Here is a 20,273-nt window from a genome sequence, read left to right on the forward strand (position 1 = left end):
TCCTCAGAACTTTGCTCCAAAACTTTGAGTTATGAGTCATTGGACCGCACAAAATATTCCCGATCAAAAAGGAAAAGTTGCTATCATCACCGGTGGGAATGCTGGTTTAGGTTTTGAAATCACCAAACAACTCGCTGCAAAAAATGCCACGGTTATTATTGCATGTCGCACTGAAAGCAAAGGCTTAGATGCCATCCAACGCATTGAAAAAAGCTTTAAAAAAGAGATTCATGCGGAGGTTATCCCTCTCGATCTAACGCGTATGGATTCTATCAAAGCATTTGCTCAAAAATTCAAAAATCGATATGTCCAACTGGATCTTTTAATCAATAATGCCGGAGTAGTTAATTTAAAAGAACGTATGACAACAGCTGAAGGGTTTGAAATGCATATGGCCACAAATCATTTGGGACATTTTGCACTTACCGGTTTGTTATACGATATCATTAAAAACACACCACATTCACGCGTAGTAACCGTGAGTAGTGGTGGACACAGATCCGGAGATATCGATTTTGAGGATTTTAATTGGGAGAAGCGACCTTATGGAAGAGTGAAATCCTATGGGGATAGCAAACTGGCCAATTTGCTATTCATGAATAGTCTACAAGAAAAATTTGATCGTGAAAATATTCCATCTTTATCGGTAGCCGCACATCCGGGACTATCTGCAACGGAACGTCAACAAAGCATTGGAATTGGAGGGTGGTTAAGTAAAATTGCCGCTCAACCTGTTTGGAGAGGTGCGCTCCCAGCTCTACGCGCAGCAACAGATCCAAAAGTAAAACCTACGGAATACTATGGACCTCAATATGGAATTGCGGGTTACCCTACGCTCTCAAAAATAGATGCGAAAGCTTTTGACCAAGAGGTCGCACATAAACTATGGGTATTATCCGAAGAACTCACTGGAATCAAATTTTAAAAGATGAAGTTTACCGCAAGCGTATTGGGAGGAACAGGATTAGTGGGTCATTTTTTGACGCAAGAACTGATAGCTGATGAAAATTGTGAAAAGATCATTTTCATCACTAGAAAAAACACCTCGCTTCAACATCCCAAAATCGAAACCCGAATCATAAATTTCGATCATGAACCTGATTATGTCAAGTACATTAAAGGTGATGTGCTCTTCTCATGCTTAGGTACCACCCGTGCGCAGGCTAAGAGCATACGAAAACATTATTTGGTAGATTACCATTATCAATTTCGCGCTGCCCAGGCTGCAGCAAAAAATGGAGTCGAAAACTATGTTTTGGTTTCATCCCCATGGTCCAACATCCAATCCAAAAATTACTACCGCAAAATGAAAGCGGAATTGGAGCGTGATGTTCAAAATTTGGGTTTTAAGAAAATCGCACTTATCAAACCCAACGGATTAGCAGGAAAAAGAAAAAAACCAAGATTCGGAGAAACATATGGAATCAGGTTGTTTAATATACTCGCCAAGTGTTTCCCGACTTTGAAAAAACACCAACCCATAGATGCCAAAAAAGTAGCTCAGATCATGCTACTCATGTATTACCATAATCTAACCAGAGATTCAATATTACGCACCATAGAAAGAGATGAATTAAATAAGCTGCTACCTGCATAGCATTATAGTATTCATTATTTTTACCCGCAATAAGATGCGCACACATGATAGTAAGCACAAAGGAAAAAGTACAGGAAATCTCTCTTCGGTATGAAAACTTTAAATCTGGATTTCCGCATAAAGATTTAGAGGCCTTTATCAAAATCGAAGTTGAAGAAGGAAACGCTGGACTTTTATTCTTAAGAACCTATTTATGTGAAAATCATGGATTTTCTTCACGCGAAGCCGCCAAACTCCTTGCTAAATTTTCGATCAATCGGTTGTTAGATTAGTTCCATTACATCTATTTCCGAAATCAAATCCATTTATAAACTCACCCTGCTCATTCATGAAATCATATGAGTCATTCGTGAATTTCATTCGTAGAATGGATAACTGCCATTTAGATTTAGCATCAAATTTTAACTAATCTATTTATGAAACTAAAAACTCATTACCTAAAAAAAACTATGCTATTAGGCGCTCTAACTCTTGCCAACGTAGCTTTTTCACAACTAAACGGCCCCATTGAATACCCTTGTAACCAATGGGTAGATCGAGAAGTAAACTCCGAAGCAGATTATGCTTATGAACATTATTCCGGAATTCGATACGGATTCCAAAAGATATTTTATATCAGCTACGGTCAAACATTCATTTATACAGATCCTGATGCCCTGAGGGTCACCAATGTTTTCGGAAACAACTATCAAAATTTTGGTGTACTAAACTATAATGCTCCAAAAATCTCTGTCTCTTCAAGTACTGAATTACAATTTGAAACAGGAAAGGTTTACTATAGAGCAAATGACGCAAAAATCCACTCCCTACAATGGAATGGATCTATGTGGACAGACAACATTATAAACACACATCCACAAGCGGAAATACCAGATTTCGGCTATTTTGAGGTCAGCAACAACGGAAACATTTTCTTCAAAGGAAATGGAGGAGTTAACGTTATTACCGGACCAAACCCTCAAGATGCTTATCCATTAATTCCTAATGGTCCTGTCTGCTGGGGAGATATTGAAATCGGTGGTAACAAAATCTATTTCGTGGGACCTAACTTCAAAATTCATTACTACTATCAGGGAGCCAATAATCAATGGAACTATGCCATAGCCAATCCAAATGCAGCTCCAGCAATGAACAAAACACCCTTGATGTATGATAATGGGGATATCTATTATATCAATCACCAAAACCAAGTGAGCTACATCAGTACTTCCACAGGTGTTAGTACTCACGGAGTTGTTAATTCATCAGCACCATTAGCCAGAGGCTTTAACATTGGAACGGCTGCTATGGATAATAATAAAATTGTTTACATCGGAACCGATAATAGATTCCATATGCTCACAAAAAATGGTGCAAATTGGAATTATTCCTTAATTCACTCTACAGCTCAGGCAAGTGGATTGACAAACATAGATTTTGTGGATGGTCGCGGTATTGCATATACCAGTCCTGATTATCGCTTGCACGAATTATTTTATGTAGATTGTCACTTCGATGATGGCATTAATCCTCCATCCTTTAAGAAAGACAATTCAAACCAGAACAGTGGAAACCTACGAAATACTGAATTAAATGTTTATCCAAATCCAGTATCCGATGTCCTAAACATCAGTATCAATAGCGAAATCGATTCTGAAATTATTATTGAAGATTTAAAGGGGCAAATTATTTATAAACAACCAGCGAATGAAGGTTTTCAAAACCTAACAATTGATCTTTCAAATATTTCTTCGGGATTCTATTTGGTGAAACAGGTAAACGCTAATGGAGTATATACTCAAAAAATAATTAAAAAGTAGAATTGTTTTAACCTTAATGAACATTAGCTCCCAAAACGACAGGTGCCTTGACCTAAGGTCAATCACTTGTCGTTTTATTGGCTGCTTAAATCCATTTATGAACTCATTCTATTTATTCATGAAGCCATATGAGCGATTCGTGAAACTCATTCTTTAATCAAATTGCGAAGATTTAGATTTCGCCCTTGTTAGCACAAATAGGACATGCGAATAGATAAAAAGCAACCAAATGAATAAGATTAAATTATTATTTATGGTCACAACTCTACTTACATGGAGTTGCTCCAAAGAAGAACCCGAAATACGCCTTTCTCAATTTGAAACTCCTGTGGTTACCGGGTTTGAATTACGAGATGAATTTGGTAACCTAAATAAGGTGATCGGTAATCCAAACATAAAATTAGGTAATGAATCCAATGACCATACTTCAGAGTACTATTTCATTACCTTTCCAAATCCAAGTATAAATTCATGTCGTGTAAACATTAAAACTCCTAATCCCCATTCGATTAAGCGTGTTTGGATTGTTGAAGCAAAGTATTTTGGAAACAGCTCGTCTTCCACAACACATCTCGGTGCATCTTCATTGATTGATGTGGGTGGTTCTCCATTGATTCAAAGCGAAGGTCCTTATAATGGACTGATATCAATTGACCTAAGTAGTATAAAAGAAGGCTATTATAGAATTTATCTTGAGGTTGATCACCTTATTCTTTATGATAACTTAATTATTGAAAACAACTAATAAATACAAAAATGAAAAGAATACTATTACCACTGATTTTTATACTTTTTTCCACTTCCCTATTTTCACAAGGATCAAAACAAGTTGGAATAAGTGGATCTATTCAGGGCAGTCAATTTGGAGTATATGTACCAATTTGGTTGGGAGAAAAATTTGTGATTGCACCCGCACTTGACATAGCTTTTGCTGAAAAAATCGGCACTGATTTTGGTTTTTCGATCGGACCCAGATATTATTTTCAAAAAGCAAAAGTTTCACCCTACGCAGGATTAAGGATTGGTGCATTAATCAATAAACCTTCATCTGATAACACAACAGATACCGAAACCAAAGTAGATTTACTGGGTGGTTTAGCATTTGGAGGAGAGTATTTTTTGTCTGATAACTTTAGTTTCGGAGTGGAGCTTCAGGGTAACTTTACGAAATCTGATGAAAACTCTTATAGATTTGGCAATCCGGATGGATTAAATTTTAATACCGGAACTGTTATTTTAGCTACGCTATATTTCTAAGAAGCATCTTACATCATTAATTCTTCTCTGGAAATGATGAGTTATTATGCTAAAAAACCCACTCCAACCAAATCCGTTTATGAAGTCATATGGCACATTCACGTGATGAAATGTGTCATTCATGAAACGGATTCTGTCAATTCATTGCAAAATTTTAGATTTCGCCTCAAATACGATTACCCATAAAATTTGTGTGTTAACAATACTATCAAAGGTCTCTTCCGGAAACCTTTGATAGTTGTTTACATCAACCCGAAACCCAAATCTACTAGCCGATTATTGAGCCCCTAAAAAAATGGCAAGTAGCATTTAAAACTATTTGTCATTTTTTATTTCTATTTCAATTAATCCCGGATTAAAGGCAAATCATACTTATTAAGCATATTTTAGTACGCAGAAAAGTCGTTAATTCCATGATGCAAAAAGTAATTTTTATTGTGTGGCCAGTTTTAATGGCTTTTGGGTGTGTAGCTACCAAGTTCATGTACAACCTGGATCAACCAGATCAAGAAATGAAACTTTCAAGTGAACTAAATGAAGTTTCCGGATTGGAAATGTTATCCGACTCAGCAATAGCAACCATCCAAGATGAAAAGGGAAACATCTATTTTCTTGATATAGAAACAGGTAAAATCAAAGATCATTTTGATTTTGGTAAAAAAGGTGATTATGAAGGCATAGCGCATTATAAAAATCATTTTTATGTATTGCGCAGCGATGGAACCATTTTTAAGATTAAACGTGGTAAAGACGCTAAGACTTATGAATTCAAGGACAACAAAGATTTTGACTTTGAAGGACTATGCATGGATCAAAAAAATAACCGATTACTGGTCGCTTGTAAAACACATGGAAATAAAAAAAAGAGAGACCATTTCTACATCTATTCCTTTTCACTGGAAGATAAAAAGTATGATGATAAACCTGTATTTAAAATCTCCAAAGATGAAGTGGATAAAGATTTTAAACCTTCTGGAATTTCCATCCACCCCAAAGGACATATCTACATCTTAAGTTCATATGCAAAGAAATTACTGGTTTTATCTCGTAAAGGAGAAATACTAAACCGTATCAAATTGGACAAATCTACTTTTCACCAACCTGAAGGAATTACTTTCACCAGCAAGGGGGACCTATTTATATCAAACGAGAAAAATGATTACACTCCAACTCTATTGAGATTCAATAAAAACAAATAATCTGTTATTTAACATCTCTTAAAGAATAAAAATCAAAATCTAAGGTTTTACTCTGGTTAAAATATTTTTTGAGGATGAAATCAGCACGCCAAATTACACTTTGATGCTATCTGTTTTTATCTACCTTTAGCGCTGTTTTTATGAGAGCATTTACGCTGTTTATTTTACTTATTGGTTTTGTTCCTGCTCTATTGGGGCAAAAGAAGAAACAACATGATTGTTTCATGTGCACAGCAAATGATCACAATCATAAAGCCCCTTACGGAATAAGTTTAAAAAACGACTGGCCCCATTTACTTGCCGGAACTGCTTTGGCCGCCACGGGTTATTTTGCGTTTACCAACGACAATATCGCTCCATTTACTCCACTGGAACTGTCGCAACTGGATCGAAACGATGTAAATTGGTTTGATCGTGGCGCTACATATAATAAAAGTAATTCAGCCAGACAGGCGAGTGATATCATTCTAGTCAGCAGCTTGATTGTAATGCCTCAGTTCTTTCTATATCAAAACCATACCCGAAAAGATCTGGGTTCTTTGATGATTATCTCGTATGAGGTATTAAGTATCAATTATGGGATTACAAACATTGTAAAAAGTGCTGTGAACCGAACACGTCCTTATGCATATAACCCGGATTACACCTTTGAAGAACGTACCGATAGAGAAAGTAGATTTTCATTTTATTCCGGGCACACTTCTGTAACCGCTTCTATGTCCTTTCTATGGGCAAAGGTGATGACCGACTATCATCCGCATATGTCAAAGGGTTATAAAATCGGAATCTGGAGCTTTGCCGCATTATTACCGGCAACCACAGGATACTTACGTGTAAAGGCCGGGAAGCATTACCCAACAGATGTCATCACCGGATATGCTATTGGAGCTTTGACCGGCTGGTTGATTCCTCAGTTACATAAAAACAAAAACCAAAAACTATCAGTTTACCCCACTCGAATTCAGAATACCAATGGTATAGGTCTCAGACTTAAGTTCTAAAATCTCCTGTCTTATCAAAACACCCCATTTAGATTTATGAATGTTTAAGTTTGTAAATCATATATTACTTCATGAAATCAACCAGATTTTCGTTAAAATCAAGACTGAAGAGTTTTACCTATGCGTGGAACGGATTAAAAATTTTATTGAAGGAAGAACATAATTCCAGAATTCATTTTGTTGGGGCAATTGGCGCTATTGGTGCATCGTTCATTTTTAACATTTCTACCTATGAATGGATTGCTGTGATTTTCAGCATTGGTTTTGTATTTGCCACGGAGCTACTCAATTCTTCATTGGAAAACCTTGCAGATTTTGCAACCAACGAAAAAAACGAAATGATAAAAAAAGCAAAAGATTTAGCTGCCGGAGGGGTTTTAATTGCTGCGATTACAGCGGGAATTATCGGATTCATTATTTTCGCGCCAAAGATTTTTGCGCTCTTTTAATGACCTACTCAGAATCTTTATAAACCAGAATTTTTTTCATTACGAAATTTGTAACTCTAAACATCTAACCATATAGATACTTTTATTAATCCGTATTATTGAAAAGAATTAAGAACACAATTGATTTTATATGGATCAAAACTACAAGTTATCAGAAATAATCAGTCCAGTACGTGAATATGCCTTTCATATTTTAGATGAAAATGCACATGTCAACGTATACACCAATATCAGCTTGTTATACCGTATTGAGAAGAATATTAAACACATTATTCTAACCGATCAAATTGAAGGTATAGATCTGGATGCCATTTTTCTGGGCTCATATATCATGCTTCTAAATCATGTAAAGAATCCATTAACAGAGCCAGATTTCAACAAACTTGTTCCAATTTTTGATGACGTGGTATGTGATATCACTTCTATATTTAAACTAGACCCGGAGCTTGTAAAAAAATCCAAGACTATTGCCATTCAATGCCTGCCCACTAATAAAGCAATACTCCCGGAAGCCCAGATTTTAAGTGATGCTACTGCCATGGATTTTTCCGGAGACCAAGGTCGGGATCGTTTTAAATTAATGTATGAGCAAATGATTTTGCACGATCTGGAGATTTCAAAATCCAGCTGGTACGATATCATAATTCCTTTAATTAAAGATCATGAATTCTATACCAATTATGGTAAAACAGAGCTTATGCCTCTGGTAGAAAAATTGACTAAACGCCTTAAAAAAGAAAAAAAGGAGATTGAAGCCAATAGAGATCTCGTTCTGAAAAAGGAGTTAAACATTAGTGATATTGAAATAAAAAACCTCAAGAAAGGTCTGACAAAAATCAAAGGTCGTGACGATAGAGGGATTCAAACTTTGTTTAGAACAACATCAAAAAATCACTATACACTCAACCGAATGGTCGATGGTAAGGCCTCCATTATGATCACCGTAAACTCCATTCTTTTGTCGCTGGCGCTTGGTGGTGTTTTAGGAAAATTTGATGAGGGTTATCCGACCAATATTCCAACACTGGTTTTTGCCGTTTCCAATGTCATCTCCATCATATTTGCGATTTTATCCATTACTCCGAATAGAACTCAGGGCAACTTTACAGAAGAGGAGATTCGAAGTAAAAAAGGAAACCTGCTATATTATGGGAACTTCTTTAAAATGCACTATCGTGACTTCGAATGGGCATTTTTACAAATCCTTCAGGATAAAGACTACCTGTATACTTCAATGATTCGAGATTACTATTATCAGGCTCAGGTATTGAATAAAAAATCTGCGACCATCCGGGTTTCTTTATTCACCTTTTTATTCGGAATCGCATTAACTATTTTATCCAAGATCATAGTAGAGTCCTTATAAAAGTTTATGATGTTCTTAAAGAAAATTGGTGTATTTCTAATGGGGTTGACCATCGTTTCTTCCTGCGCTACATTTAAAAAGCAGGTAAAAACCGATTCGATCATGTCTGCCCAGGAATCCAAAGAAATTGCACATACATTTTATCTTATTGGTGATGCAGGAAATGCACCATTAGACAGTTCAACTATTGCATTAAAGAGTCTAAAAAGACAACTTAAATATGCAGATTCGAATGCAACGGTTTTATTTCTGGGTGATAATGTATACCCCAAAGGCATGCCTTCAAAAAATAGTGCATCAAGAGATCTGGCAGAACATCGATTAAAAGTACAAACCAAAAGCGTTAAGAAATTCAAAGGGCAAACCATTTTTATTCCGGGAAACCACGACTGGTATAGTAATGGGGTCAAAGGTCTGGAAAGACAACAGGAATACGTGGAAAAACGTTTAGGAAAACACAGCTTTTTACCTAAAGATGGCTGCCCTATCAAAACCATTGATATTTCTGATGATATTGTACTCATTATCGTGGATTCTCACTGGTATATCACCAATTGGGACCGACATCCTACAATCAATGACAACTGTGAATTAAAGACCCGAGATTTATTCCTGGATGAATTCAGAAGTGAAGTCAAAAAAGCCAGAGGGAAAACAACTCTGGTGGCTATTCATCATCCTATGTTTAGTAATGGCTCTCATGGTGGTCAATTTTCATTTGCAAGTCATATGAAACCACTACCCGTCTTGGGTTCAATAAAGAATATCATTCGAGAAACCAGTGGAGGCGCTAATGTTGACCTCTCGAACAGATACTATAATGAACTTAAACAAAATATCGTGGCTGTATCTCAACAAAACGAAAAAGTAATTTTCGTATCCGGACACGATCATAGTTTACAGTACTTAGTAAAGGATAATATTCCTCAAATCATTAGTGGTTCCGGGTCTAAAACCACGGCTGCACGAAATATTAACGGAGGTCTTTTTGCACATGCCGAAAATGGTTATGCGATTTTGCGTGTATATACCGATGGTTCGTCTCATGTACAATTCATTTCTGCACAAACGGAACAAATAGAATTTGAGACTGAAGTTCATCCTTCTGACGATACTGATATTCCTACTCAATTCCCTGTTATTGATCAAGATTCCGTGTATGCTTCTATTTTAACACCAGAAGAAACTGATAGAAATTCATTTTACAAGTTTCTTTGGGGTGAACGATTTAGAATGGATTACAGTACACCTGTTAAAGCACCAGTCGTTTATCTGGACACCTTAATGGGTGGCTTAACTCCGATGAGACTCGGTGGTGGTAAACAATCTAAAACCTTACATTTAAGAGCTGCAGATGGCAAGAGGTATGTGGTTCGGGCCATGAAAAAACAAGCAGCACAATATATTCAGGAAGGTGTGTTTCAGGATCAATATATCGAAGGACAATTTGATAGCACCTTTACAGAAGATTTGGTCAATGACGCATTTACAGGCTCTTATCCTTATGCGCCATTTATTGTAGGCACTTTATGCAACGCCATAGATTTACCTCACTTAAATCCAAAGTTGTATTATGTACCTAAACAAAAAGCTTTAGGAAGATTCAACAATATTATTGGTGATGAACTATGCATGATAGAGGAACATCCATCTAAAGGACATGATGAATTTGCATCAGGTTCTTTTACCGGAAATATTCTCAGCACTCAAGATATGATGACTGAAATTCATAAAAAAGAATCGGAAGTCATAGATGAAAAAGCCTATATCAAAGCCAGACTATTTGATATGCTCATCGGAGATTGGGACCGACATCAGGATCAATGGCGTTGGCTGGAATTTAAAGAAGATGGGAAAAAGATATACCGTCCTTTACCCAGAGATCGTGATCAACCTTTTTCAAGATGGTCTGACGGATTTATGCTCAGTCTTACCGTGGCCATAATGCCTGGAGCGCGTTTGCTCCGATCATATAGTGAAGATGTAAAGGACGTAAAAAGTTTCAATCACAATCCCTATTCCATTGATATGGCTTTTATGACCAACTCTGACAAATCGGTTTGGGATGAGCAAGTTCAATTTATCCAAAAACACATCACGGATGAGCTCATTGATGAAGCCTTTAATCATGCACCGGAAGAAGTGAATCAGAAAACTATTACGGAGATCAAGTCCACCTTAAAAACCAGAAGGGGAAACCTACAAAAAATAGCAGACCGATACTACGAGGCACTGAATAAATATGTGGTCATCACCGCAAGCAATAAAGATGATTATATCAAAATTGAAACGAATGAAGATGGTGAAGTTTCTGTTCGTATTCTGAGAAAAAAGGATAAAACTCTAAAAGACGAGTACTATCGAAGAACTTTTTATCCAAAGCATACCAAAGAGATTTGGATTTACGGACTGGATGATGAAGATACGTTTGAGGTTATTGGCAAAAGTTCTAAAATAAAAATCAGATTAATCGGTGGCCAAAACAATGATGAATATATTGTATCTAAAGGAAAAAATGTAGTGATTTACGATTATAAATCTAAGCAGAACGACCTTTCACAAGCCAAAAAAGCCAATAGTAGATTACAGGATACTTATGATGTCAACGTATACGACTATAAAAAGCCCAAAGGCAATACCAATGCAATGTTACCTATTATTGGTGGTAATCCGGATGACGGTTTAAAACTTGGAATCAGTAATACATATACAATTTATGGTTTTGAACGCAATCCGTTTACCGCTAGGCATCACATTGAGGGTTCTCTGTATTTTGCCACAAACGGTTTTGATTTGCAATATAAAGGGGAATTTGCTAATGTAATAGGACAAACGAATCTTCTGATTGAATCCGTCTTTACCAGCCCGAATTTCACCGTCAATTTCTTTGGTTATGGAAATGAAACGGAGAATCATCAGGAAGAATTAGGGAGAGATTATAATCGTGTAAAAGTTGAAGCGCTTCGGATCGCGCCATCTCTTGTCTGGAAATCATTCGGTGGCAGCCATGTAAGCGTTGGTGCATCTTATACTGATATTGAAGTGGATGAAACCCAGAATAGATTCGTTACCGAAACCAATGAACTTCCTCAATACATATTTGATGACAATCAATTTGCAAGTATCTACTCCAAATACGAATATGAAAACTATGACAACACCGCATATCCAACCAATGGAATGGCAACTTCGATCAAGTTAGGTTATACATTAAATTTGGAGCAAACCGATCGTCATTTTGTATACCTTATTCCTGAAATTGGTTTTGTACATAAAATTACCAGTCCGGGAAGATTGGTCTTATCCACAAAGTTCAAAGGACATCTGAACTTTAACTCGAACTATGAATTTTACCAGGCGGCCACTATTGGTGGTTCCGATGGGCTTAGAGGATTCCGAAATCAACGTTTTACCGGGCAAAAATCTTATTATCAAACTACCGACTTAAGGTATTCATTTAAAAGAGTAAAAACCGGAATTATTCCCGTAAAAGTTGGGATTTATGGTGCATTTGATTATGGTAGAATTTGGCTGGAACAGGAAGATTCTGATTTATGGCATTATTCATATGGAGGAGGGTTCTTTATCAATGGTGCGGATGTGATGTCTATAAATCTTGGAGCATTTCGTTCAGTTGAAGGTGCCAGAATTATCTTTAAGATTGGATTTGGACTCTAATTAAATAACAAATGAAGAAAAAGAAAACCCTGTTTACCTGGTATTATATTCTAATTGGATTGGTGATATTCGTTTGGACATTCTTCAATCTGAGCAATCAAAAAAACAAGCCTACACTTCGCCAATTCAATGTTCAACTTAGTTCTGATATTGAATCGGTTGAAGGAAGCAGGAATCCGGCAGATTACAAATTCTATACGGAAAATGAACAGGCCCGATTCATCATTTTAGATGGCTCTTTGAATAACGATCAAAATGAAAACATTTCGAATCTGAAAAAAGGAAGCGTCATAGAAATTTCCATCGATACGCTAGACTCAGATAGACTAAATTCAAAAAATCAAGAAGTCATCATCTATGAATTAAAACATAATAATAATGCATTCTTAAGTTTTGAAGACTTCAAAAACAATAGAAATAAACGCAATGTTAGAATCAATATATTCTTTATGTTATTCGGGCTACTGGCCATTTTAAAGGGTATTCACATATCCAATAAAATAAGAACAATCATATTCTTTGGGGCTATCATCTTATTTATTGTGGCTAGAATGCTTGATATAGGATATTAACTCTCAACAAAAAACAAACCTAAACACTTAATACTCTATTTAATTAGACCTATGCTCCTGATAGGCTTTTAAACCTTTAGGAGTTAAGTATGGGATAATGGTTTCGTTGATCAAATTACCATATCTTGATATTGTATTCGTATTCAATTCTTCTGATAATATTACCGTAGATGGAATCCAAAAACTACCTAGAATCTGAAGGCGCATAAACAGATTCTTATACTCCCCTTCAAATTCTTCTTCGCGCATATAACCTTGAGCGATAAACACTTTAAAAATCACCTCAAACTGTTGTTCACGCTGAATCACCAATTGAGAATAATGTTCGCGAATCACCTCATTTTCTCTGATAATTTGGACAAAATCTGTTAGGAAAAAACGGTATTCAAAAAAACTATCCATCATTTTTTGGGTCATAGAAAACATCATGGAAAACAAGTCTTCATCTCTTCCTGAATGATCCATGGTTTGGTCAATCAAGTGAACTAAATCAAAATATAACCCTTCAATAATATCCTCGCGCTTTTTAAAATGATAGTTTAAATTTCCCTGACTGATCCCCATTTCATTTGCAATGGTTCGCAATGTGACTTTTGATAATCCGCTCTCATTAAACAACCTCAAAGCAGTATCCAATATTTTCTCTTTGGTTTTCGTCATAACACAAATATATTCATTTTAGTAAACTTAACCTAAATTGTAAATTATTAGTACTTTTGACCTAATTTTAAAATTCATTATGAAAAATATTACAATCATTGGTGCCGGTATCGGAGGGTTAACGACCGCAATCGCACTCAAACAAAAAGGGTTTAAGGTCAAAATATTTGATCAAACCGATAACATTAAAAAGGTAGGTGCTGGAATTCTTTTAGCCAATAACGCCATGCAGATTTACGAAAAACTGGGTTTACGAAAAATCATTGAACAAAAAGGAAATATCATATCGACCCTTAACGTAACCACTCCATACCTAAAAGTCTTATCAAATGTGGATCTAAATCACTACGAAAAGAAATACAAAGTCAAAAATGTAGCTATTAGTCGAAGTGATCTGCATGAGATATTGATGAACGAACTACATGATGTTGAAATTAACCTTGGTCACAAATTACAATCGATCACTACACTTGAAACCGGGTATCAATTATTATTTGCAAATCAACAATCGCATCTTGCCAAAACCATCATTGGTGCAGACGGAATTCATTCTACGGTAAGATCATATTTGTTTCCCGAATATGAGATCAGAAACGCGAAACAAACCTGCTGGAGAGGTATGGCCAATGTACAGCTTCCCGAAAAATTCAAACATGAACTTAACGAAGCATGGGGTCAATCACAAAGATTTGGATTTACACATGTATCTTCAGATACCGTTTATTGGTTCGCTCTAAAATCTACCTCTTCCAATCAAAATGCCTATCAAATTGATCAACTGGAACAATATTTTAACAACTACCACCCTATCATACAAACCATTTTAAAATCAACTCCTAAAAACAAAATACACACGGCAGAAATTATGGATTTAAAACCCACGCAACAATGGTTTAAAGATCAAATTTGTCTAATCGGAGATGCCGCACATGCCACCACTCCCAATCTGGGTCAGGGAGCTTGTCAGGCCATTGAAGACGCTTATATCATTTCCAAATGTCTAGAAAAACATGAACCGGAAATCGCATTTAAAGAGTTTCAAACAACACGAATTTCAAAGGTGCATCAGATTGTAAATACCAGTTGGAGTGTAGGAAAAATTGCCCATTTATCTAATCCTTTTTTAGTGTTTCTAAGAAATCAGGTTATGCGCGCGATGCCAAGCTCCCAAAGTCAGAAACAAACTGAAAGTATTTTTAAGCTTCAACAGATTTAATCCTTATAAAATAATATGAAAACCTATAGCTTTTCACATACCATTCAAGCTCCGGCACAATCAGTTATTGAAATCATTTACGATATCAAAAACTACAATTCCTGGAACAGATGTCTTCAATACCAAAACGGAAAAATGCAAGAAGGCGAAAAACTCATACTGCAAGCTACATTGGATGGAAAGAAATTTATCAAATGGCCATGCAAAGTGGAGCAACTTCATAACGATGGTTTTGTACTTTCCAAATCTATTATTGCCAAACCATATATGCATATGATACATTCTTTTAAAGTCAAACCTCTTAATGAAAAATCCTGCGAAGTAATCCATACATGGAATGGAACAGGCTTCAGTCCACGTTTTTTCTGGGATAAAATAATCCCAGTATTGGATAAATTCAAACCTTATAACGAATCTTTAAAGACATATGCAGAAAACAAAAACAATATTTAATATCAGACATTTAAATTATCAATAAGTCCGAATAGCGTTTATTCGGACTTCATCATAAGATCTGTTGACACTTTGAAAGTCACTTTTGTCGTTACGAAACTATAATCAAAAATTTCAAACGTATGAGTATTAAAAATTGGCTTTCATTTAGTGTATTATTGGGTTTAGTTTTTACCATCAGCTGCAAAAAGGACAATACTTCATCTACCACATCGGGAAGTATAAATTCAGGTAATGATCCTAACTTCAAAATTGTTTCACATTCAGATCAGGGGTTCTCTAATTTTAACCGAAAAGTGGTGGTTTTCGGAATAGATATTTATGCTGTAGCTCAAGTTGAAGATGCAAAACTCTTACATGCCGCAAACGTCATGGCTCAATATCTGGACAACGATGAAAACGGAGTTGTAGACAATCAAGCTGTATTGGATCAGATGATCGCTGACAAAGCCTTTATGGTAATGTGGAAAAACGGAAATGATTTAAACATATCGCCACCCGCAGGTAGAGAAGGACAAGATTTGGGCAATGATGAAACCAATCCTTCATTTGTTTCGAGCGGAAAAACAGGTCGATTTGATGCTTCTTTAGAAGAGGTCCTTCATATCATCACGCATGCAGGATATTCTAAAGTATATCCCAATGTATTTGGAGAATCAGCAGGGTCCTCTATTTCAAATGCAATGGACAAAGCAAGAGGCGGACAATTCACAACGATACCAAATCCATATCCTGCAGGAGCCTGGTATACATATGATGACAATACCTGTGAATACAATTGTCAGGTAACAGAATACCATTATTGGGCATTAACCTCAATTTTAGGTGCACAAGAAAATAGACTTAATGAAATTCAACAAGAATGGAGGTTAAATACAAAATCTTTAGTTCAAAATACCGACTCAGATGTTTATGCGCTTCTCACCGATCCGCAATATAAATTTCCTACGGTACTTCCGGATGGAACATATAAGAGGTAAGCAATAGTGAGTGATTACATTACCTTTAAAGCTACAATTCTATAATAAGAGTTGTAGCTTTTTTCACTTTTTACCCTCGCCCTATTTCAATGAAATAAATTGATCTATTCCCAGTTAAACTTTAAGAAATATAAATTTCTTACTTTTATTTGATGTTCAAAATCTCGTTCAGATTTCAAAATCTATTGCAAGTGAATTTATTCCTTATTTCAATTTTAGCACTTTTTTTCTCTTGCAAAAAGGACAATCCTCAAGCGCCAAACTCTGCTGTTCAGTTGAAATATATGATGCCTGAAGAAAGCAGTCCGCATGAAGGCACCTGGTTGCAATGGCCACATCAATATCAATATGGGGTAAAATATAGAAATGATGTTGAGTCCTCTTGGATTGACATGACCAAAGCACTCATTTCAAGTGAAAAAGTTCATATCATCGCCTATAACATTGAAGAAAAAAACAGGATTATAGATTTACTTCAAAACGAAAATATTTCTCTGGATCAAATAGACTTTAAAATCTATCCAACAGATGATGTATGGATCAGAGATAATGGTCCCATTTATGTCAAAGACCTAAATGGCAATTTGGTTATTCAAGACTGGGGGTTCAATGGTTGGGGCAATAAAGCTGACTATGAAAAATGCGATTTAATTCCTCGTAAAATTGCACAAGATCAGGGTTTAGAATCTATTGATTTAAACGCACAACTTATTAATGAAGGAGGGAGTTTTGAAATTGATGGGGACGGTACCTTAATGGCGTGTAAAAGCTCTATTCTAAACAAAAACCGTAATCCGAATATATCACAGGAACAAGTGGAGCAACTTTTTAAAATGTATTTGGGAATCACACATTTTATTTGGTTAGATGGACAAGCGGGTTTAGATATCACCGATCAGCATATTGATGGATTTGCACGTTTTGTGACCCCCCAAACTATTGTTACCATGGATGATCCGGATTTAGAACATTATGATGTCAAGTCAACTGATATTCAGAGATTATATTCTGCAAAGACGAAAGACGGTAAATCATACCACTACATTAAGATTCCATTGACAAAGAACAATGTGGTTACCACTCATGGAAAAAACTTAGGATACAAGGGCTCTTATATCAACTATTACATCGGAAACACCGTTGTTCTGGTACCCAATTATAACGACCCAAATGATGTAATTGCAAATGGGCTTCTTCAAGATTTATATCCTAATCGACAAGTTATTGGAATTGACGTCAGGAACCTATTTGAGTTTGGCGGAATGATCCATTGCGTCACACAACAACAACCGGAATAATTTTCATTCAACTACATGATTGTATCCAAAAAAGATCCTCTTAATTTCTACCTGGCATTATTTTTTGTTTCTCTTTTTTTGGGGGGTATGGGAGTCTTTCTATTAAACTTATTTTTCTCCACTCCAAAACAAAACGATTTTCATATTTTCTTCCTCATCTTTGGCATTCTAGTCCTTCTGGTAATTATATATACCATATGGGTATACATACGGAATACACCTAAAATAAATATCGCCAAAGACCGGATTCAATTTAATTCGGAAACGTACCTTTCAAAAGACATTGAAAATATCATCTTAAATGATATTGTTCTATTTCCTTATATCATTTCACATCCAGTAAATGGTACTTCAATATATTTTAAAGATGGATCAGTAAAACAAATATTTACTGATATGTACTCCAATTCCTGGGAGATCAAATCTTTTCTGGAGCAAACAATTATTAAGAATCAAACCTACATTCCGATTGATTTATCATCTATTCCCACTTCATCTATTTCTCTGCAAGCAAAATCAGTTTTTAAAGGTTCACCCATTTTTAGCTTAAGAGGCATTTCATTGTGGTCCATACTTCTAATGATGACCTATTTGTTCTGGGTCAGAATAGATACTTTCGAAATTCATACTGTATTTTTTCTTAGCTTTTTTTGTCTCTTTTGGTTATTACTACACGCGTGGATGATGCACTACTTTGTATTAACAAGTGAATACCTCATTATTCAAAACCATATTCTTTTTTGGAGAAACAAAACTTATCCTTTAAAACACATCAATGAAATTATTTATGAATCGAAAGGTAAAAGGCCAAATGGTATGCGTATCATCACCATAGATTATAAAGAAGCTCTTTACCCGGCTGGTACATTAAAAGACAAAACATGGATGAAATTAAAATCACAACTCGAACAACATCAAATTAAAGTTAGAAACGAATGTATTTTCTTCACCGAATAATATAGTTGATTATCGCTTTTATCATTTATTTTGTCGAGGTCATTCAGAGAGTCATTAGCTCAGTTGGTTTAGAGCGCTGCCTTGACAGGGCAGAGGTCACTGGTTCGAATCCAGTATGACTCACAATATTCGAGTCCATCGCATTATTCCATTTTTAGATATTTATATACTATTGTTACCCAACAACTTTATAAGCCGAATCTAATGATCATTAAATATTTAACATTCTCCATTTCCATTACATTTATATCCTGGGTTGTTGGGCTAATTCTGAATCTTATCTTCATGAAAACCCAACATTATCAAAAGTTCTCAAATCTAAATTTCATAGAAAACAAGAGCTTGAACAAAAATATCGGACTTGGAATCATTAAATGGGTTGTGAAAAACACGCCTTTCAAATTTTTCAACCCCAAACTGAAACTAAAATCAAAAGTGGAAATGACAGATTTAAATACCCTAAGAAAAGAAATGACCAGCGCAGAGATAGGTCATCTGATCGCATTTGTTTTTGTAATGATTTTCGCTTTAAAAGAACTCGTTCATTTGAATTTTGTATTCGCATTGATCATAATGATTGTAAACACATTAATGAATTTATACCCATCATTATTACAGCAAGAAAATAAGAGGCGCATTGATAAATTAGCCAAATTGAAATATTCTTAATCCAACAATTAAATGTTATCATATCCTATTTTACATGAAAAAGTTCAAACGTCTGACACTCGTAATATCTTTTGTTCTAATTTCCATTCTGGGAATTAAAATTTATTTCGAGATAGAAAATGCCTTCTTTATGAAAACATTCAATACCAATACTTCTACTCAAATCCATACCTCAGTTACACATAAAACTCTCTCACAAAATGGATATGACATTCACTATTTTGTATCTGGTGAACATCATAAAAACACCATCCTATTCTTACATCCAGCTTTCTCTGACCATCGCGCATTTGATTCTCAAATTGATCATTTTTCTTCTAAATATCGACTCATTACCGTGGACCTTATTGGACATGGTTTATCTAAGACCGGGAAATCAAAAGACAAAATAGATGCTTCCTCCAATCACATCTTTCAAATTCTAGATCAGGAAGGAATTGAAAAAGTTCATGTTGTGGGTACTTCCATGGGCTCTTTAGTCGCTCAACATTTTGCATTTCAACACCCTCAAAAAATACTTTCTCTTACCGCCCTTGGAGGATACAATATTCATCATGAAAACAAAGAGGTAGAAAAAGCGCAGAGATCATCTAATCTTGGCTTGATTCTTCGCGCGTTATTTTCCATGGAGTCTTTTCGAAAAAAGACTTCGGAAATCACCTGTTTTACACCCGAAGGTAAATCCCTATTCTATAAAGCCTCCAGTCTATATGAACGAAAGTCTTTTATGGTAATGCAAGGATTCCAAAACATTATAAAAAACCGTGATTCTATTCAGATTCCTTATCCGACTCTTATTTTAACCGGGGAACATGATATTCCTTTAGCTTTAAAAATGGCGCATCAATGGCACAATGATTTGGAAAATAGTACTTCTATCATTATTGATAATGCAGGGCACTGTGCGCATATGGATCAACCCTCAGCATTTAATTTATTAGTAGATCAATTTATTTCAAAAACAGCATCCGGAAAATAATTAACCATCCCTATTTACATTATTCTGTCCATCACCTTTTTGAAAAAAAAGCTATTCAATGATGAGTGTGATTTCGCACATTAAAACACCCTATGTTTTAAACTTTCAAGTCATTATAGTAGATTCAATTCTAACCGTACGGA

At 35.5% G+C, this 20,273-nt stretch carries 20 protein-coding genes and 1 tRNA gene; 20 read left to right on the plus strand and 1 reads right to left on the minus strand.

What is annotated here, in order from left to right; genetic code table 11:
- The first annotated feature begins 31 nt into the window (after positions 1 to 31).
- The 12 genes from KFE94_07625 to KFE94_07680 all read left to right on the plus strand — a co-directional run bounded on the left by KFE94_07625 (position 32) and on the right by KFE94_07680 (position 12,918).
- Complete coding sequence (locus tag KFE94_07625; GenBank protein UTW67976.1) at positions 32 to 925, plus strand: SDR family NAD(P)-dependent oxidoreductase; 894 nt, start codon at positions 32 to 34, stop codon at positions 923 to 925.
- Positions 926 to 928: 3 nt separating this feature from the next.
- Positions 929 to 1,597 carry an NAD(P)H-binding protein gene (locus tag KFE94_07630; protein UTW67977.1) on the plus strand — a complete coding sequence of 223 codons (669 nt, stop codon included), beginning with the start codon at positions 929 to 931 and terminating at the stop codon, positions 1,595 to 1,597.
- 44 nt (positions 1,598 to 1,641) lie between these two features.
- A complete protein-coding gene (locus KFE94_07635) occupies positions 1,642 to 1,869 on the plus strand; it encodes a hypothetical protein (protein ID UTW67978.1) in 228 nt (75 codons plus the stop codon).
- A 144-nt stretch (positions 1,870 to 2,013) separates the two neighbouring features.
- Entirely contained in the window at positions 2,014 to 3,396 is a 1,383-nt protein-coding gene (locus KFE94_07640) for a T9SS type A sorting domain-containing protein (GenBank protein UTW67979.1), read from the plus strand.
- Between the two features lie 229 nt (positions 3,397 to 3,625).
- Positions 3,626 to 4,141, plus strand: a complete 516-nt coding sequence (locus KFE94_07645) for a hypothetical protein (GenBank protein UTW67980.1) — start codon at positions 3,626 to 3,628, stop codon at positions 4,139 to 4,141.
- Between the two features lie 11 nt (positions 4,142 to 4,152).
- Entirely contained in the window at positions 4,153 to 4,653 is a 501-nt protein-coding gene (locus tag KFE94_07650) for a hypothetical protein (protein ID UTW67981.1), read from the plus strand.
- A gap of 413 nt (positions 4,654 to 5,066) precedes the next feature.
- Complete coding sequence (locus tag KFE94_07655; GenBank protein UTW67982.1) at positions 5,067 to 5,852, plus strand: SdiA-regulated domain-containing protein; 786 nt, start codon at positions 5,067 to 5,069, stop codon at positions 5,850 to 5,852.
- Positions 5,853 to 5,992: 140 nt separating this feature from the next.
- Positions 5,993 to 6,853 carry a phosphatase PAP2 family protein gene (locus tag KFE94_07660; protein UTW67983.1) on the plus strand — a complete coding sequence of 287 codons (861 nt, stop codon included), beginning with the start codon at positions 5,993 to 5,995 and terminating at the stop codon, positions 6,851 to 6,853.
- 71 nt (positions 6,854 to 6,924) lie between these two features.
- Positions 6,925 to 7,302, plus strand: a complete 378-nt coding sequence (locus KFE94_07665; protein ID UTW67984.1) for a diacylglycerol kinase family protein — start codon at positions 6,925 to 6,927, stop codon at positions 7,300 to 7,302.
- Positions 7,303 to 7,432: 130 nt separating this feature from the next.
- Entirely contained in the window at positions 7,433 to 8,668 is a 1,236-nt protein-coding gene (locus KFE94_07670) for a hypothetical protein (protein ID UTW67985.1), read from the plus strand.
- Positions 8,669 to 8,677: 9 nt separating this feature from the next.
- Positions 8,678 to 12,346, plus strand: coding sequence for a metallophosphoesterase (locus KFE94_07675; protein ID UTW67986.1), 3,669 nt, complete (start codon positions 8,678 to 8,680; stop codon positions 12,344 to 12,346).
- Positions 12,347 to 12,357: 11 nt separating this feature from the next.
- Entirely contained in the window at positions 12,358 to 12,918 is a 561-nt protein-coding gene (locus tag KFE94_07680) for a hypothetical protein (protein UTW67987.1), read from the plus strand.
- Positions 12,919 to 12,957: 39 nt separating this feature from the next.
- Here the strand turns inward: KFE94_07680 and KFE94_07685 are convergent, their stop codons facing one another.
- Complete coding sequence (locus tag KFE94_07685; GenBank protein ID UTW67988.1) at positions 12,958 to 13,578, minus strand: TetR/AcrR family transcriptional regulator; 621 nt, start codon at positions 13,576 to 13,578, stop codon at positions 12,958 to 12,960.
- A 79-nt stretch (positions 13,579 to 13,657) separates the two neighbouring features.
- Between KFE94_07685 and KFE94_07690 the strand changes: the two genes are divergently transcribed.
- The 8 genes from KFE94_07690 (at position 13,658) to KFE94_07725 (ending at position 20,130) form a co-directional block, all read left to right on the plus strand.
- Complete coding sequence (locus tag KFE94_07690; protein UTW67989.1) at positions 13,658 to 14,794, plus strand: FAD-dependent monooxygenase; 1,137 nt, start codon at positions 13,658 to 13,660, stop codon at positions 14,792 to 14,794.
- A gap of 15 nt (positions 14,795 to 14,809) precedes the next feature.
- On the plus strand, positions 14,810 to 15,247 hold the full coding sequence (locus KFE94_07695) for a hypothetical protein (protein UTW67990.1): 438 nt from the start codon (positions 14,810 to 14,812) through the stop codon (positions 15,245 to 15,247).
- Between the two features lie 122 nt (positions 15,248 to 15,369).
- Positions 15,370 to 16,227 carry a hypothetical protein gene (locus KFE94_07700; protein ID UTW67991.1) on the plus strand — a complete coding sequence of 286 codons (858 nt, stop codon included), beginning with the start codon at positions 15,370 to 15,372 and terminating at the stop codon, positions 16,225 to 16,227.
- A gap of 287 nt (positions 16,228 to 16,514) precedes the next feature.
- On the plus strand, positions 16,515 to 17,525 hold the full coding sequence (locus KFE94_07705) for an agmatine deiminase family protein (protein UTW68231.1): 1,011 nt from the start codon (positions 16,515 to 16,517) through the stop codon (positions 17,523 to 17,525).
- 15 nt (positions 17,526 to 17,540) lie between these two features.
- Positions 17,541 to 18,482 carry a hypothetical protein gene (locus KFE94_07710; protein UTW67992.1) on the plus strand — a complete coding sequence of 314 codons (942 nt, stop codon included), beginning with the start codon at positions 17,541 to 17,543 and terminating at the stop codon, positions 18,480 to 18,482.
- 48 nt (positions 18,483 to 18,530) lie between these two features.
- Positions 18,531 to 18,605: transfer RNA gene (locus KFE94_07715), tRNA-Val, on the plus strand.
- A gap of 81 nt (positions 18,606 to 18,686) precedes the next feature.
- Positions 18,687 to 19,151, plus strand: a complete 465-nt coding sequence (locus KFE94_07720) for a hypothetical protein (GenBank protein ID UTW67993.1) — start codon at positions 18,687 to 18,689, stop codon at positions 19,149 to 19,151.
- A 130-nt stretch (positions 19,152 to 19,281) separates the two neighbouring features.
- A complete protein-coding gene (locus tag KFE94_07725) occupies positions 19,282 to 20,130 on the plus strand; it encodes an alpha/beta hydrolase (GenBank protein UTW67994.1) in 849 nt (282 codons plus the stop codon).
- The last annotated feature ends 143 nt before the right edge of the window (positions 20,131 to 20,273 follow it).

It is taken from the genome of bacterium SCSIO 12643, from assembly GCA_024398135.1.
Taxonomy (GTDB): domain Bacteria; phylum Bacteroidota; class Bacteroidia; order Flavobacteriales_G; family Salibacteraceae; genus CAJXZP01.

Bases quoted from the DNA above. Each gene is read 5' to 3' on its own strand.
- KFE94_07625 (UTW67976.1), top strand. From the start codon at position 32: ATGAGTCATTGGACCGCACAAAATATTCCCGATCAAAAAGGAAAAGTT.
- KFE94_07630 (UTW67977.1), top strand. From the start codon at position 929: ATGAAGTTTACCGCAAGCGTATTGGGAGGAACAGGATTAGTGGGTCAT.
- KFE94_07635 (UTW67978.1), top strand. From the start codon at position 1,642: ATGATAGTAAGCACAAAGGAAAAAGTACAGGAAATCTCTCTTCGGTAT.
- KFE94_07640 (UTW67979.1), top strand. From the start codon at position 2,014: ATGAAACTAAAAACTCATTACCTAAAAAAAACTATGCTATTAGGCGCT.
- KFE94_07645 (UTW67980.1), top strand. From the start codon at position 3,626: ATGAATAAGATTAAATTATTATTTATGGTCACAACTCTACTTACATGG.
- KFE94_07650 (UTW67981.1), top strand. From the start codon at position 4,153: ATGAAAAGAATACTATTACCACTGATTTTTATACTTTTTTCCACTTCC.
- KFE94_07655 (UTW67982.1), top strand. From the start codon at position 5,067: ATGATGCAAAAAGTAATTTTTATTGTGTGGCCAGTTTTAATGGCTTTT.
- KFE94_07660 (UTW67983.1), top strand. From the start codon at position 5,993: ATGAGAGCATTTACGCTGTTTATTTTACTTATTGGTTTTGTTCCTGCT.
- KFE94_07665 (UTW67984.1), top strand. From the start codon at position 6,925: ATGAAATCAACCAGATTTTCGTTAAAATCAAGACTGAAGAGTTTTACC.
- KFE94_07670 (UTW67985.1), top strand. From the start codon at position 7,433: ATGGATCAAAACTACAAGTTATCAGAAATAATCAGTCCAGTACGTGAA.
- KFE94_07675 (UTW67986.1), top strand. From the start codon at position 8,678: ATGTTCTTAAAGAAAATTGGTGTATTTCTAATGGGGTTGACCATCGTT.
- KFE94_07680 (UTW67987.1), top strand. From the start codon at position 12,358: ATGAAGAAAAAGAAAACCCTGTTTACCTGGTATTATATTCTAATTGGA.
- KFE94_07685 (UTW67988.1), bottom strand. From the start codon at position 13,578: ATGACGAAAACCAAAGAGAAAATATTGGATACTGCTTTGAGGTTGTTT.
- KFE94_07690 (UTW67989.1), top strand. From the start codon at position 13,658: ATGAAAAATATTACAATCATTGGTGCCGGTATCGGAGGGTTAACGACC.
- KFE94_07695 (UTW67990.1), top strand. From the start codon at position 14,810: ATGAAAACCTATAGCTTTTCACATACCATTCAAGCTCCGGCACAATCA.
- KFE94_07700 (UTW67991.1), top strand. From the start codon at position 15,370: ATGAGTATTAAAAATTGGCTTTCATTTAGTGTATTATTGGGTTTAGTT.
- KFE94_07705 (UTW68231.1), top strand. From the start codon at position 16,515: ATGCCTGAAGAAAGCAGTCCGCATGAAGGCACCTGGTTGCAATGGCCA.
- KFE94_07710 (UTW67992.1), top strand. From the start codon at position 17,541: ATGATTGTATCCAAAAAAGATCCTCTTAATTTCTACCTGGCATTATTT.
- KFE94_07720 (UTW67993.1), top strand. From the start codon at position 18,687: ATGATCATTAAATATTTAACATTCTCCATTTCCATTACATTTATATCC.
- KFE94_07725 (UTW67994.1), top strand. From the start codon at position 19,282: ATGAAAACATTCAATACCAATACTTCTACTCAAATCCATACCTCAGTT.